Raw genomic sequence first — 15,167 nt, forward strand, 5'->3', positions numbered from 1 at the left:
GCCGATTACAAGCAAATTTTGAGCACATGGGCAACGCTCCCACCGCGAACTCGTGTGCTGCCAAGGAAAGCCATATGGTGTGGACGTTAATTTGATCTGCGATAAAACCTCATTTTTGAGTGCAAATCGAGCCAAAAATAATTTTTTTCAAGCATGCAAGCGCTTCCATTGAAACCAAATCTCAAAAGACCGTAAACAGGGGCGTCATAAATTTTTGCAATCTCATGATTATCAAAAAAGTCAGCCCTAAAGGGCGCTCAGTACGTGTCACGTTTGAACTTCCTCTGGAGGAAGCTCAGCACAGTGCCAGCATCGTTGGAAGTTTCAATAACTGGGACGCGACGGAGCATCCGATGACCCGCAACGATCGTAAAGGTGTCTGGACAAAGGCACTATCGTTCAAGCCGGGCTCCAAAATTGAATTCCGTTACTTCATTGACGGACACAGATGGCATAACGAGCCCCAAGCCGACACGTATGAGCCGAATCCACACTATTCGGATAACAGCGTCCTGACGCTTTAACCGAACAGGAATAGGACGACGTAGACCGCGGCAATCATTGCGAATACATCTGCAATGAGCCCCGCTGGAACGGCGTGACGCGTTTTTCGGATATTCACGGCACCAAAGTAGACCGCAATCACATAAAACGTGGTTTCGGTGGAGCCGAACATGGTGGCGACCATTTTGACGAAGATGGAATCTTCGCCGAACTGGTTGATCATGTCTAGGACAATCCCGACGGATCCAGATCCCGTCAACGGACGGACTATACCCATGGGGATTACCTCAGCGGGGATGCCGATCAATCCGACGACAGGTCGAAGGAGGTCGGTTAGGAAGTCCATTGCGCCGCTGGCGCGAAACATCCCGATCGCAAAAAGGATTGCGATCAAATAGGGGATGATCATTACGGCGACGTGAAACCCCTCTTTGGCACCGTCCACAAAGACTTCGTAGACACGAACCTTGCGGATCATCCCGTAGAGCGGGAAGCCGATCAGGATTGCCGGTAGGACCAGTGCAGATGCGTAGTCCAGAAATACCTGTACTATATTCATGGTGTCACCTCGCGGTAGCGTTTGAGCCGTCCTAAAAGCTTGACAGCAGTAATCCCCACGATCAGGGAAAGTGCGGTCGTAATCAGGATGGAGAAAAACAGCTGGTTGATTTGCAGCCCCATGATGGCAACCAGCGTGACTGGGGGAAGGATCTGTACGCTGGCGGTATTCATGGTGAGCAGCATGACCATCGGGTCTGTTGCGGTGTCTTCGGTTTCGTTGAGTGTCTGAAGCTCTTGCATGGCTTTGATGCCGAGGGGTGTGGCTGCATTGCCCATTCCCAGCATATTCGCAGAAAGGTTGAGGACGATCATCCCTAGAGCGGGGTGATCCTTGGGGACTTTCGGGAAGAGTGGTCGGATGAGCGGCTGCGTGAAGCGGACCAATGCATGGAGCATGCCGGATGCTTCTGCGATCTTGAGAAGCCCCATCCACAGCCCCAGGCCTCCAATCAGTCCAAGGGCCAGGGTGACTGCTGTCCTGGCAAAATCCAGTGCAGCAGAGGCTATGGCATTCATCTTGACCCAGCGCACGGGACCAAAAGTGATGGCCGTTTGCCATTCGGCGCCGGTGGGGGTGCCCTGCAAGGCACCACGACAGTCATCCTGACCTGTTTCCTGGCAGACCGTTTGCAGAGGCTCTGCGAGGGAGGCCTCTGCTGCAAACCGGAGTTCACGTCCCGCAGACGTCTGAAGAAGTATACCAGGCCAGGTGTTACCAGTGATAGAGCTGTCTCCGTAGTGGGTCGCAAGATCACTTCCCAAGAGCTGTACGTCTACATATTGTCGACGGGCATCGGCATTGTACTCCTCATCAAACGTGACCGTGATGGGCAGAGGGGTGCCGTTACGGTAGGTATCCTGCACAAAATCCGTTAGATCACTCGTCAGAGCGAATACCAGACTCAGGACAATCAGTCCACCCCAGATATGATTCAACATAGGCTCAAGGTTTGGGCGTGGAAGGGGATACCTCTTCGGTTGGAGGGGAGAGTAAAACAGTTTCCATATTGCGCATACTAAGTGTGGTGTTTGGTCCGAGCAGGTTTGCACGTACAAGAAGCCACGCAGTCACATTCAGATAGTCCTCATCTGAGAGCGTTTCCGCCGCATTATAGGGCATCTGCTGTTGATTGTAGGTATAGAGCTTGGCTGCATCGAGTCGGGAGGCAAGAACTGCAGGGGTCAGTCGTGGGCCAGTTCCGGGAGCTTCGTGACAACTATGGCAATAGGTGGAGTAGACGGCACTGCCAAGTCTTTGCTGCAACTCGGGATCCGGGTTTGAACAGGCGGAAGCGGCAATCAGGACGGATGTCAGTCCAAACATGATCCGCATCAACTCACTACCTGAATGGGATGGGGTAACCGCATGTTGAACAAGTAGCCCTTTTCATTGTGCGGGATAGTTTCGGGCTGCTCCGTTCCCAAAGCGTCCACAGCAGAGGTGATGATGATGTGTTGACCAGGTGTTGCATTCCAGTCAAGTTCAAATCGTGTCCAACCATAGCGCATGCGAGGCTCTAATAGCTTTGCATCCTTCCAAGAACTGCCGCCATCATCGCTCCAGCGGACCTGAGCAATTGGGCCATCCGGGCCATAGGCATACCCATAGATGCGGTGAACCCCGTTTCTTAGCACGGCTGGCCACGGCAGGGCTAACGTGCTCTTGAGCGATTGCTTATTGGCGACCTGCCCGCGGGCCTGTCCTTCGGGAGGGTAATCCTCCCCGATCAGTACGTAGGAGGTCGTATTGTTCCGGCTCCATATCTGCGTGTCCGATACTTCAATCCGGCCGAGCCATTTGACGCTGCTGCTACCAACCCATCCGGGCACTAATGCGCGTACGGGTGCGCCATGATCTTTAGGAAGCGGAACTCCGTTCATGCGCAGCACCAAGAGTGTATCCGGGTCCATCGCTTTGCTCACAGGCAATGGTCGCCTGAATCCTCCCTCTGGAGCACCTTGATCCATCCCAATCAGTTGGACAGCCTCTGCAGATTCCTGGATTCCTGCTGCCTGGAGCACCTCAATGAGTGGAACGCCGGTCCACTCGGCCATCCCAACTGCACCACGCTTCCATTGGGTTCCCGTTGCGACTTTGCCAAGTAATGAGCCAAAGAAAGCGCGCTGATTCCCACCACACTCTAGGTAGGCAAAAACGGTTCGGCTCGGCATGGATCGGAGATCCTCATAAGAAAGGGTGAGAGGGGTCTCAATCGCGGTCCCTTCCACCGTGAGGCGATAATCATCCACGGGGATATCAAGACTCACATCATTATTACGAACAAAGAACTCCTCTACCGGGGTCAGAAAGCTTTCCTGATTCTCCAGCTTGGATTCCAAGTTGGCCGTGCCATGCTGCACGAATGGTTTTGGATCCTTGAAGAAGGCCTCGGGCGCATCCTCGGCACTGGTACAGCCTCCGATGAGGCTGATGGATCCCACTGTTTTGAGAAAATTTCGGCGGTTACGGGACATTCACTTGTTTCGAAAAATACGCTTCAATCTGTTTTGCCAGAGACGGACCAACAATATTCTTGAGTGATCTTTGATCAGCATGTTTGATTTTTCGGACGGACCCGAATGCTCGAATCAGTTTCTGCACGGTCTTGGGGCCGACTCCCGGGATGTCTAGCAACTCCGAATGTAATAGACGACTCTTTCGTTGTTTTCGCTGGAGATTAACTGCAAATCGATGCGCCTCATCCCGAACACGCTGAATCAGTTGCAATGAGGCACTTTGCTTTGCAATGTGATATGGCTCTTTGTCTTCCGGGAAATATACTTCTTCCAAGCGCTTGGATAGTCCTATGACAGGAAAATTTCCATACGTGTCCGTTTGTTTCAGGGCTTTGATTGCACTGGAGAGTTGCCCCTTTCCCCCATCGACGACGACTAGATCGGGCCAAGGGCCATCTTCGTCTTGGATACGCTGAAACCGGCGGCGGATGACTTCTTCCATAGATAGAAAATCATCCGGTTTTCCGTCCAGGACGCCGCGGATTTTGTAGCTCCGGTAGTCGCTCTTTCGGGGGCGTCCATTATGAAATACAATGCACGACGCAACTGTACCGGTCCCGCCGAGATGGGATATGTCAAAGCATTCAATCCTTTTGGGTAGCTTGCTTAGTCTCAGATCAGACTGCAGGGCCTTTACTGCGAAGGGGATACGGTCTTCTCCACGCTTGAGTAATTCCAGCTTAAATTCCCCGAGCAAAAGATCCGCATTGGCCTGTACCATGCGCATCAACTCTGCCTTTTGTCCACGTTGAGGGGTAATCAGGAGAACTTTTTTGCCACGCTGGGCGGTTAGGAATTCCACGAGGGCTTCCGGTTCGGAAGTTGGGATATTCAGAAACACCTCTTCGGGGAAGAAAGCCGTTTGCGTGTAATAGTTTTCGAGGTAGCGCTGCATCAGAACAGAATCCTCATGCCCCTCAATCTGGCGCATGATCTTGTGTTCACGTCCTATAATTTTCCCCTCCCGAACCTTAAAACAGACACCAACGGCAGCATTCTCATCGCGTGCAGTCGCTAGGGCAAATAAATCCCGATCTACGGGTGTCGCTGTCACCACCTTTTGCCGCTGTGCATATGTTTCGATGGCATCAATTTGATTCCGAATGCGTGCTGCCTCTTCATACTGTTGTTGTTCACTGGCGGCTTGCATCGCATCTTGGAGCGTACGCTTCAGTGCGCTCGTATGGCCTTTCAGGAGCATTTCGACCTGAGCAACGGTCTCGTCATAGGATTCAGCAGACTGATATCCTACACAGGGGCCTGCGCATTTCTTGATATGAAATTCCAGACAGACCTGATACTTGCCACGCTGAATGGGCTCGGGAGACAGGTCCAATGAGCATGTACGGAGCTTGAAAATGGACCGTACGATTCCTAGAGCACGCCTCATACTTCCCACGTCGGTATAGGGGCCAAAATATTTGGAGCCATCCTTAAGGATACGTCGGGTAATAAAAACGCGAGGAAATGGCTCCTTCTTAATACAGATATAGGGATAAGTCTTTCCGTCCCTCAGGACGATGTTATAGCGTGGCTTCCGTTCCTTGATCAGGTTGTTCTCAAGGATGAGGGCTTCTGCTTCGTTATCGGTCACAATCACTTGGACATCAACTGCCTTTGCAATCAGAAGCCTTATGCGACCCTGCACATGTGTATCCTTGCGGAAGTAGGATCGGACACGGCTACGCAAGTTGATGGCCTTACCGATGTAAAGCGGGTTACGGTTCTCATCCAAAAACTGGTACACGCCACACCTGGTCGGCAGCTCAGACACTTTAGTCTGGAGGCTATCATTATTTGTTGTAGGTTCACCCATTCTCCAATGATGACCAGAAATCTAGCAGGGCTGTCGGGAGTAGCTTAAGCTGTGAATTCTCTGGAAGAATGATGAGCTCTGCTTTAGGCCATTGCTCCTGAAGCGCTTGGGCATGGGTTGATGCAGAACTGGCTTCACTGATGAGAACCGGTACCGATGGGGCATCAGGCTTTCCCCGAGACAGTTTGGATGAGGCGTTATGAAGCACCAGGCTTCGACATTTCTCGGGCACAGGTCCACCGCTCACAACATGTCCGGGAGTTTCATCACAGGGGATGCAATGACCGGTTGACAGCATGCGCTGTTCCAGTTCATTGCACGACTCGAATCGTACGGCGTACTGTTTGTTGGGTTGGCAGAATTCCACAAGGATTCCACAGGTATCGCGCGGATGTAAAAAGAAGATAAGCTTTCCGTTGGCTCCCGGGATGGGATTTTCAGTCAGTGGTTGAAACCCCGCTGCGCGCATGCGCTCAAGCTGCGCTTGCGCATTGGCCACCCTGAAAGCAATATGGTGAAGCCCTTCGCCACGTTTTGAGAGGAAGCGGGCAACGGTGGAATCTGCGTTCAAAGGTTGAAGAGTTTCCAGTTTGGTACCATCACCATAGAACCGCACCCGAACACCCTGCGCATCAATATCCTCAGGTAGAGAGGGGGCAGAATTTGCAAGTTTTTTGAGCAGGCTATCCATAACCCTGTCATCATGAACGGCGACACCAATGTGGTCTATGGGTAGCATGGGGAGCGGAATAAAGGATGCAAATTTATACAAACTACGGGATAAAGTGTCCAGTTGCGTGTCAGAACTGGATGTGCTGCGTATACGTGCTCTATGAATACATCAACCCAATCGGCCATCAGGTCACCGAATGATCGAAGAGATGCGGTGCAGCACTTACTGCGCATTACGCAGGATGGAGCTTATCGTAGCTTGGTCGATCGCGGTGCGGGGCCAAGAGTGGTTGCATTCGTGTCTACGGTCACACGTTGGAGACGATATTTATTATTCCTTCTCCACTTTTTCCTCAAGAACAAATCCCAATCGCTTTCACAACCTCTAGAACAGCTTCTGCTGCTGGGAATTGCAGAGATTGTTCTTTTGGATGAGCCGCCCCATGCAGTGGTGAACGAGACTGTCAATCTGGCGCGATCCATGCGCTTGTCTACAAGGCTAACAAATGGGGTACTCCGGTCTGTGGTACGGTCCCGTACTACACTTCCCGAACCCAATACTGGGAATCCGGTACGTGACTTGGCGATTCGCTGGTCTCATCCTACATGGCTCACTCGTAGGTATGTGAAGCGTTTTGGCGTAGATGAAGCCACTCGCCTATTTCAGCGAAATAATGAAGCTCCGATCTATGGTATTCGTGTGAATCAGACGCACACGAATGCGGCACAGCTTCTGGATGAACTCAGTGCTCAAGGAATAGTGGCCAATCCGTCACCTCTCCTAGAGGATTATCTACAGATCACTTCTTTGGGTCCCCTGATCCGAAAGGGCTACATGAGTCGTGGAGTATGCTCCGTGCACGATGAGAGTGCAGGGCTTGTGGTAGCATTGCTTGATCCGAAACCTGACGAGATCATTCTGGATGCATGCGCGGCGCCGGGAGGCAAGGCACTGGCTGCGGCCTGTCGGATGCAGGGGAGCGGGCAGCTACATGCCTGGGATATTCATCCAAACCGGCTTTTGAAGGTGGATGAACTGGCACATGTTCAAGGGCTGGAAAATATTCACACACGGGTCGCAGATCTTCTGGATCCTCCAGAAATGCATGCGGACCGTGTACTTCTGGATGTGCCTTGTACTGGGACCGGGGTCATGGATAAGCGTGCCGACCTGCGTTGGCGGCGAAGAGAAGCAGATCTGGTGAATCTCACCAAACTGCAGCTACGCCTAATGGACGCAGCTGTACCGTGTGTTCGCCCTGGTGGTCTTCTCGTATACAGTACCTGCTCCATTGAACCGGAGGAAAATGAACTGCAGGTGGATTCTTTTCTGGAACGCCATCCCAATTTTACTTTGGAGCGTGTGGGGGATTTGCTTCCCGCTGAGCTCGTGACTCCGAAAGGGTACATGGCTACCTTACCGCATCGTCATGGCATGGATGGGGCATTTGCAGCTCGCCTGCGTAAATCCCGGTGAATTTCTCCATGAGATGCCATTTACCCCTGAACTGTACACGAGAGGCAACGTACAGAGCGTTAGCCCGAGCAAGAGAAATTGGATTTCAGAAATCCAATGCCCGTAGTCCAAGTACCGGGGTGTCAGTACAAGGGGTTTCCGTGTATAAGTTCAGGATACAGAACTGAATGATCTTGCGTCATCTTATTCTTTTCTTGTTGGCCACACTGATTTGGTGCACTCCCGCATCAGCGCAAAGGATTGCCAAATATGGGGCCGACTTTCTGGCTGGAGGAGTAGATGCCCGGGCATTGGCAATGGGGGGTGCAAATGTTGCGCAGACCCGGAATGTAAACAGTGTCTATTGGAATCCATCAGGTCTGGCGCACACGGAATATCCTGAAGTTGCCTACATGCACGCAGAGCGCTTTGCCGGCATTGTATCCTTTGACTTTGCAGGAATAGCTTATCCGATCAGTCACAATTCAACCGTGGGTTTGAGTTTTTTCCGAAGTGGTGTGAATGACATCAAAAACACCCTCAACGCCTGGGATGCCGAACGCAATCAGCCCAAGGCCAATCCGGAGTCGTACATCACCAGCTTCTCCGCCGCAGACATGGCGTTTCTGCTTAGTTATGCGCGACGGCTCAATGAGCGATTTACGGTAGGTGCATCAGGTAAAATCATCCGGCGCACGATCGGCGATTTTGCAGATGCATGGGGATACAGTTTTGATGCAGGCGCCCAATGGCATGGAGACCGGTTTATGATCGGTGTACAGTTACAGGATTTGTCAACGATGCTCCAGAGCTGGAGTGTGAATGCATCGGCATTTTCGATTGATGAAACGAATCCGGATACTGGAGCACCTTACACATTTTCGGAAGTTTTTGATCAGGAATTGCCGACCGGGGACACATTCCTGGTATTACCGGTTGTTCGACTGGGCTCGGGTTTGATCGTACCAGTCAGTTCTCAGAGTACCCTAACCTTTGGCCTAGATGTGGACATCGCTTTTGATGGACAGCAGGCAAATGCGTTCAATCTGGGGGATCTATCCTTCCATCCGAGGTTGGGTGGGGAGTTCTCATTCAGGAATCTTGTTGCGCTCCGAGCAGGAGTGAACCGTATTGCGCAAACGGAGAGTTACGGATTGGATATTGTTCCTTCTGTCGGTGCAGGGATTCGTCTGGGCCCATTGTCCGTTGACTACGGGTTTGGGGATTTTGGGGGCCTTGTGAGTGATCTGGGATATTCCCACAGAATTTCGGTGCATTTTACCTGGAAGCGGGCGCAGTTTCGCCGGCCATCGGAGTAGATGAACCTCAATAAAATTGGCGAGCTACGGTACCTTTCCCATCTAGGATAAGGATACCGGGAGCAAAAGATTTTAAGGTCAGTCCAGATGATCTCAGAGTGTCGGAAATATTTGGCATTCGAGGCGGGCCGACTGATTGATCTATATTCTCGCCGTGTTTGTAATGGTGCTAGGTGAAGTTCTGGCTGCTTGTTGCACCATCGATTCACTCGGATTCATCTCTTCTGAGATGGTAGCGTACAAGAGTGTGTTCAGACGAGATTCTGCGTCCAAGCGCATTTTGAGTTCGTGTTCACAAAAAAATCACTCATACAGGACAGGAAAATAGGATCTCGTACGGCAGATCTTTGTATATTTAGACTCAATCTAAATAAGAATGATCACCCAACACCGTAATCACTCTTGTATGAGACTAATTTGGGGCGTCTGTGCAGTCATGCTCTTTTGCACACGGGCGGCAACTGCGCAACAGGTGCCGTCTGATTCCAGCCGCGCAGATTCAATGCGTACAGTACGGATGGCTCCCATGGTTGTCACAGCCACGCGGTCCGAGAAAGTTCTTGAGGATGTAGCTGTGCCTGTAAGTGTGATTACGTCAGATATTATGGAACGTGAGGGTGCAATACGCCTTGGTGATGTGTTGGCTTATGAGATGGGGATGGCTTTGTTTGACGATCACGGTATGGGGTTGCAAGTGCAGGGGTTTGCGTCGGATTACACGCTCATATTACTTGACGGTGAGCCGGTGATTGGTCGTACTGCTGGTACACTTGACGTGGACCGAATTACAGTAAAAGGCCTGAGTCATTTGGAAATCGTACGCGGGCCGTCCTCATCCCTGTATGGAAGCGAAGCACTTGCGGGAGTCGTGAATTTGATTACGGCTCCGCCGGCTGAAGGCATGCAAGGATCAGCGAGTTTTCGTATCGGTTCTCACGCTACCTCAGATATGACGCTTCAAATGGAGGGGGGCCGCGAGCGCCTTGGTGCACGGCTTGTGGTCAATCGGTATGCTTCAGATGGTTACGATTTAACACCGGGAATCTATGGTCCGACGACTCCCTCCTTTGCCGATTGGACTGGGGATTTACGGAGTCGAATGGTCTTCTCGGATCGTGTCCTGGTCAGATTGGGTGCTCGGGCAACGATCGAAAATCAGGAGAGTGTATTTGCCTCTGAGACAGATGGGCTTCTCGAGGATCGTTACAACGATGAGGGGCGGCGCTTGGAGTGGAGTATTCATCCAGAAATCAAAGTTCGACTTAGTGATAAAGTCCGACTGAACACGACGCTCTACGGGACCAGTTATCAGACAGAGACCCATCATCGGCGCCAGGATGATGGGTTTGTCAACTATGAAGATGAATTCGATCAGACGCTTGCGAAGGCGGAGATGCAAGTGGATGTCCTTTGGGATACAAAGCATCTGACCAATCTCGGAGGTGGGCTGATTGGCGAACAAATTGGGGGGAGTAGATATGGGGAAACGGGAAGCGACCCAAATCCAGAATCAACGCAGGCCTATTTTTTTGCCCAACATGAATGGCTGGCTTCGGATCTGCTCCATTTCAATACGAGCGTCCGTTTTGATAATCATTCCGATTACGCTGCCAGGGTTACTCCAAAATTTGCCGTACTGGTTCGTCCATCAGGCAAAATACGCTTGCGTGCAAGTGTTGGCAGCGGTTTCAAAGCTCCTGCTTTCCGCCAGCTTTATCTGTCCTTTACCAATCCAGCCGGTGGATACTCTGTATTTGGTTCGTTGCCAATGGACGAAGGTATCAGGCGGCTAGAGGCAGAGGGGCAAATTGAGCAGAAATTTTTTGCCATATCTCAATTGGATCCCCTGTTAGCGGAAAATTCTGTCGCATTTAATCTGGGTGGATCTGTGGAGCCATTCGTGTGGCTCACTGTTCAGGTGAATGCATTCCACAATAATGTTCGGGATCTTATTGAGACGCAGCCGGTGGCCCAGAAAACCAATGGATCCTTCGTATATGGTTATTTCAATCTAGCCCGAATCTATACACGGGGAGTAGAGCTCGAAGCGAGCATAAAGTCACAACTGGTAAAGCAGAGTTCGCTTGATATTTCTCTGGGGTATCAATTTCTACAGGCTCGGGATCGCGAAGTAGTCACAGCGCTTAAAGAAGGCACCGTGTTTGGGCGCCTTCCAAATGGGCGGGATTATCGGCTTGGTCTTGGGGATTACACAGGTATGTTCGGGCGCTCGCCCCACTCCGCCTCACTTCGTGCTGCCTACATTAACAGAGATCTTGATTTGATTGTCAGTATCCAGGGTCGATGGCGTAGTCGCTATGGATATCGGGATCTTGATGGAAACAACCTAGCCAATCGATCGGACGAATTTGTCCCCGATTATGCTGTACTGGGTGCAGCAGTCACCAAATCGTTTACAGTCGTCCAGGCCGTTGAAGCGGTTGTGCAGGTAGGTCTGGATAATGCATTTAATCACACATACCCCACATTAGTACCTTCACTTCCCGGGCGTCGGGGTTATGTATCACTCGAATTTAATTTCTAAAAATGAATCAAACGCTACTTATCAGAAAGACTTCAGCCATTTTTCGAAATGCCTGGTTAGCGTCAGTAGCAATCACAATATTCATCGGGGCATGTGACAGTGCCAGCACCGAACCAGAGCCCATTCCACTTGAAACCCAGCTGGTGGAGGATGTGCCAGCTGACCCGGTATCGGGCAGAGATCCGACAACTGGACAGTCAATCTCAAACAACCTCTTTACACTCTATGATCTTGATGCAAATCAGATCGTTCTTCCTTCATCGGTGACTGATTCTGCTCAACGCCAGGCAGATTCCACGGGAACAGTCTGGGATATAGGTTTCAGGGGTACTATGATCATATTCAACGGAGGTGACAGTGGTCCTGGTGAAGCAAGTGCACAAATCCTTGTCCAGTTGTTTGATGAGGTCGTCGAGGCACCGGCCGGCGGCTACACGACGGATGGAGAAAACACGACCTGCCCGGAAGTTCAAACCCCGATAGGACCTGTGCCCGGCAGCACGCTGGCCATCTGTACAGGTTCCGGAAATGGATGGTATAGTTACAATCCAGATCAGCTTCTCATCAGTCCTATTCCCGGCCGCACCATTGTGATGAAAACTGCAACGGGTAACTATGCGTCGTTGCGCATTCTGGGCTACTATCAGGGAAATCCAAATCCCCCGGATCCGAACAGACCATCACGTTACTATACCTTCGAATTCATCGTTCAGCCGGATGGGTCACGTGATCTTCGGAGTACAACCCCTGACAGCTAATAGGTAGAGTTGATTTAGACTTCTGAAAAGGAGACGTAGGAAGTTGGATGTTGGGTGAGTGGGAACCCCCGCCGCAAGTCATGTTGTATCTCTTCCCAGAGGAAAGATCACAAAATCCCCCGACCTTTCCAGATTCTTCGGTGGCATAGTAGCAGGCAACTTACTGCACGGATGTAATGATCCATAGCCAGTAAATTCCCCGAAATCACTCAGGCTCGTGAACAGTGCATATGTGTCCGATAATTCTGAGAATGCCGATCCTTATGAGTCGTTATGGTAATTGTGCCAGCGTATTACCCAGTTTTCATGACAGAGGCATACCTTTGGGGTTAATTGGCTAAAATGCGTTGACAGAACATGGCTATCATCGGAAGTGCAAAGAATCCTTGCAGGATTGCAATCATCGGAGCCGGTCCGGCGGGGTTCTATGCAGCAGGGCATCTGTTGAAACAAAAAACTCACGCTGTGGCGGTAGATGTATATGACAAACTTCCCGTCCCCTATGGACTTGTTCGCAGCGGTGTTGCCCCTGATCATCAGAAGATCAAGAATGTGACACGTGTCTATGAAAAAATTGCTGCACAAGAAGGATTTCGGTTTTTTGGCAATGTCGAGTACGGCAGGGATATTGACCTTGAGGACTTGAGCAATCATTATCATCAGGTGTATTTTTCCACAGGTGCACAGGTGGACCGCAGACTGAATATTCCGGGAGAGGATTTACACCGCAGCTACTCGGCTACAGATTTTGTGGCCTGGTATAATGGTCACCCGGATTACACGGACTTGCAGTTTGATCTGTCCAGATCTTGTGTAGCAGTCGTAGGGGTCGGGAATGTGGCGGTAGATGTTTGTCGAATCCTTTGCCGCACAATTGACGAGCTAATAAAAACAGACATTGCAGATTACGCGCTGGAAGCACTGGCTGAAAGTCAAGTGCGCGAGGTCTATATGCTGGGAAGGCGAGGACCTGCGCAAGCAGCATTTACCAATCCTGAAGCCAAAGAACTCGGTGAGCTGCCCGGTGCGGATATTTTTGTCCTGGAAAAAGAAGCGGAGTTGGATCCAGGATCCGAAGCATGGTTGTCGGCCCATGGCAATCGGTTGACTGCTAAGAAAGTCGAACTCATTCAGGGGTTTGCAAAAGAGGCAGGTAGAGGGAAACCGCGTCGCCTGGCTCTGCGCTTTTTGGTTTCGCCTGAGGTATTGCATGATGATGGAGCAGGTGGAGTAGGGGGTGTAACACTTCGCAAAAATAGACTGGTTGTCGATGGAGATCGACTGCGCCCGCAGCCGACAGGTATTACCGAGGAGTTACCTGCAGAAGTCGTATTTCGGTCAGTTGGATATCGGGGAGTACCGCTTCCGGGGCTCCCGTTCAGGGATGACTGGGCTGTGATCCCGAGTGATCAAGGTCGAGTCACGGGTGATGGAATTTCCTGTGGGGTGTACGTAGGGGGGTGGATCAAGCGTGGACCCACCGGAGTGATCGGTACCAATAAGCCGGATGCACAGGAAACTGTTCGGAGCATGTTGGAAGATCTTGAAGCCGGCCGCTGTTTCAATCCCGGGTACACAGAGCCTGAATCCATTGACCATCTGTTGGAGGATCGGTGTGGAAGTGTTTTTCGGTGGGATGATTGGACGGAGCTAGATCGCCTGGAAACCGCTGCCGGTGATCCTCTGGGGCGTCCCCGGGTGAAATTCACCTCAACTCAAAGTATGCTGGAGGCACTTCAGCGTTAAAGGAGAGATTCTCAGGTTATTGCGTCCAGCCCGTCTGGCAATTCATAGAGATATAGATCTCAGGTAATTTGTGCTGTTATTGGGGCTTGGTACTCCCGGATCATTCTTGGATCTTATAAACCACAACCATTGGAGCGGCACCGTCCCCTTGGTGTATACCATAGGCATGCCCGCCTCGAATCACCTCAAGATCCACGGCAACTGGAAGTGTAGCACGACCGACTGCATGAGATTCTCGGCTCAGAATTAACCACTCCGCCTGAACCGCATCTTCGGGGCTACTCAGCTTGATCCATATGCGGTTCACCTCATCCACCACAAAAGTCTGAAATGCCGGCTTCGTCTCGTGGGGTTCACGGGCCTCCACTAATTCCCGATAGTGGGGCTCCTCCGGCATTGCTTCAGCCATTTCTGCACTCGTGATTGGTACCGGTTCGTGCTCATAGCGGATTGTATCACGAGTTGATTCGTCGGCGGATACGGTCACGATTTCAATTTTGTCGCTCCAACCGTAGTAGAGCATATCATCAGGGCCAACTGCCCAAGAAGGTGATCGACCAAATGGAGTCCAGACAAAGTTCATGCCACCGCCTTCCTCAAGATTGTATATCATTTCATACTCATCTACGGTGCCAATAATGTCCGTACCATAACTTCCATCCCTGTTGATCTTGATCAGTTCGTAGTGAGTATTGTCATTGATCGTCATTGTGCCATCATCGGATTCCAGAAAAGGAGACAAACTCTTGGTCATGATCCATCCATCTCCAATGGCACCGATCAAAGAATTGAACTGTTTCTCTCCATCATCTCTTACTTCAACGCTACGCACGTAGGAGAAGTCATCAGGATCATAAATTAGGATCCGGTTTGTAACGAATTCCCACAGATACACGGAATCTGCTGCACCAATGACGGCACCACTTAAATACTGGTACTCGCCTGGTCCTTGTCCTCGGTCTCCGACTTGGCTCAGATGGGTACCGTCTGGTCCGAATACGTGAACCAATGGGGATCTCTGCCCTTCTGACACAAGTATGTCACCATCTCCATTGACCGCGATTTGTGCAATCGGACCAAACAGGATCGTGTCCCCTGCAGATTCATCGCCGAGTCGAAGGATTTCTTCCAGTGTGATCGAGGTGGCTTCGCCTTCGTTCTGTACCGGACCCGTGCTACGCCCACATCCAGCCAAGAGGATAATGCAGAAAGGAATTAAGATCTTATAGCAGGACGGTTCTGCCTGATTAGCGCTACCTTAGCGCGATCCAAT

The 15,167-nt window shown here is 51.1% G+C and carries 13 protein-coding genes; 6 read left to right on the forward strand and 7 right to left on the reverse strand.

What is annotated here, in order from left to right; translation table 11 throughout:
- Positions 1 to 224 precede the first annotated feature (224 nt).
- Positions 225 to 524, forward strand: coding sequence for a glycoside hydrolase (locus tag F4Y64_04125; protein MXX96786.1), 300 nt, complete (start codon positions 225 to 227; stop codon positions 522 to 524).
- On the opposite strand, the gene F4Y64_04130 is transcribed toward F4Y64_04125, so the two are convergent.
- The 6 genes from F4Y64_04130 to F4Y64_04155 are packed head-to-tail and all read right to left on the reverse strand — an operon-like array spanning position 521 to position 6,137.
- Positions 521 to 1,063, reverse strand: a complete 543-nt coding sequence (locus F4Y64_04130; protein ID MXX96787.1) for a spore maturation protein — start codon at positions 1,061 to 1,063, stop codon at positions 521 to 523. The genes F4Y64_04125 and F4Y64_04130 overlap by 4 nt on opposite strands.
- On the reverse strand, positions 1,060 to 2,004 hold the full coding sequence (locus F4Y64_04135) for a nucleoside recognition protein (protein ID MXX96788.1): 945 nt from the start codon (positions 2,002 to 2,004) through the stop codon (positions 1,060 to 1,062). Before F4Y64_04135 ends, F4Y64_04130 begins: the two co-directional genes overlap by 4 nt.
- A gap of 4 nt (positions 2,005 to 2,008) precedes the next feature.
- Entirely contained in the window at positions 2,009 to 2,398 is a 390-nt protein-coding gene (locus F4Y64_04140; protein ID MXX96789.1) for a cytochrome c, read from the reverse strand.
- Positions 2,398 to 3,540, reverse strand: a complete 1,143-nt coding sequence (locus F4Y64_04145; GenBank protein ID MXX96790.1) for a sulfite oxidase — start codon at positions 3,538 to 3,540, stop codon at positions 2,398 to 2,400. The genes F4Y64_04140 and F4Y64_04145 overlap by 1 nt, the downstream gene beginning before the upstream one ends.
- Positions 3,530 to 5,398, reverse strand: coding sequence for an excinuclease ABC subunit C (locus F4Y64_04150; GenBank protein ID MXX96791.1), 1,869 nt, complete (start codon positions 5,396 to 5,398; stop codon positions 3,530 to 3,532). The genes F4Y64_04145 and F4Y64_04150 overlap by 11 nt, the downstream gene beginning before the upstream one ends.
- On the reverse strand, positions 5,391 to 6,137 hold the full coding sequence (locus tag F4Y64_04155; protein ID MXX96792.1) for a VOC family protein: 747 nt from the start codon (positions 6,135 to 6,137) through the stop codon (positions 5,391 to 5,393). The genes F4Y64_04150 and F4Y64_04155 overlap by 8 nt, the downstream gene beginning before the upstream one ends.
- A gap of 93 nt (positions 6,138 to 6,230) precedes the next feature.
- On the opposite strand from F4Y64_04155, the gene rsmB reads away from it, so the two are divergent.
- From rsmB to F4Y64_04180, 5 genes are all read left to right on the forward strand, one after another.
- Positions 6,231 to 7,547, forward strand: a complete 1,317-nt coding sequence (gene rsmB, locus F4Y64_04160) for a 16S rRNA (cytosine(967)-C(5))-methyltransferase RsmB (protein ID MXX96793.1) — start codon at positions 6,231 to 6,233, stop codon at positions 7,545 to 7,547.
- Between the two features lie 167 nt (positions 7,548 to 7,714).
- Entirely contained in the window at positions 7,715 to 8,845 is a 1,131-nt protein-coding gene (locus F4Y64_04165) for a PorV/PorQ family protein (GenBank protein ID MXX96794.1), read from the forward strand.
- Between the two features lie 376 nt (positions 8,846 to 9,221).
- Entirely contained in the window at positions 9,222 to 11,390 is a 2,169-nt protein-coding gene (locus F4Y64_04170) for a TonB-dependent receptor (GenBank protein ID MXX96795.1), read from the forward strand.
- A 2-nt stretch (positions 11,391 to 11,392) separates the two neighbouring features.
- Positions 11,393 to 12,148 carry a hypothetical protein gene (locus tag F4Y64_04175; protein ID MXX96796.1) on the forward strand — a complete coding sequence of 252 codons (756 nt, stop codon included), beginning with the start codon at positions 11,393 to 11,395 and terminating at the stop codon, positions 12,146 to 12,148.
- 357 nt (positions 12,149 to 12,505) lie between these two features.
- The gene (locus F4Y64_04180; protein MXX96797.1) at positions 12,506 to 13,894 is read left to right on the forward strand and encodes an NADP oxidoreductase; all 1,389 of its coding nucleotides are present in this window, start codon (positions 12,506 to 12,508) and stop codon (positions 13,892 to 13,894) included.
- A 100-nt stretch (positions 13,895 to 13,994) separates the two neighbouring features.
- Here the strand turns inward: F4Y64_04180 and F4Y64_04185 are convergent, their stop codons facing one another.
- Complete coding sequence (locus F4Y64_04185; GenBank protein MXX96798.1) at positions 13,995 to 15,116, reverse strand: 6-bladed beta-propeller; 1,122 nt, start codon at positions 15,114 to 15,116, stop codon at positions 13,995 to 13,997.
- Positions 15,117 to 15,167: the final 51 nt, after the last annotated feature.

It is taken from the genome of Rhodothermaceae bacterium, assembly GCA_009838195.1.
Lineage (GTDB): Bacteria > Bacteroidota > Rhodothermia > Rhodothermales > Bin80 > Bin80.